The sequence below is a fragment of the Paraburkholderia sp. SIMBA_027 genome, from assembly GCF_046535315.1.
GTDB classification, from domain to species: Bacteria; Pseudomonadota; Gammaproteobacteria; order Burkholderiales; family Burkholderiaceae; genus Paraburkholderia; species Paraburkholderia tropica.
The window spans coordinates 1-245 of the sequence record NZ_JAWRWY010001378.1 but is presented as its reverse complement, the minus strand read 5'-3'; the positions used below and the strand labels follow the sequence as shown (position 1 = coordinate 245).

Sequence of the window (245 nt, the reverse complement as noted above, 5' to 3'; positions counted from 1 at the left end):
GATGCGTATTCCGACTGTGGAGTTCCGGCTCTGAATCCCGTAGGTGCACTCACTTCCAATTCAGCACAGGTTTCATGGACAGTTCCGGCAAATACGCAGGCAGCAAGTTATGATATATATTACAGCACCACCAATACGGCACCTACAAGTACTACTACGCCAAATATTACAGGAATTACAGGAACTTCTGCTACAATTGGCAGCTTATCATTTACGACAACTTATTATTATTGGGTAAGAACGAA

At 43.3% G+C, this 245-nt stretch carries 1 protein-coding gene; it reads left to right on the top strand.

The window, feature by feature from the left end; translation table 11 throughout:
* Positions 1–245, top strand: a 245-nt coding sequence (locus SB764_RS43695) for a fibronectin type III domain-containing protein (RefSeq protein ID WP_410867262.1), incomplete at both ends; no start/stop codon positions are given.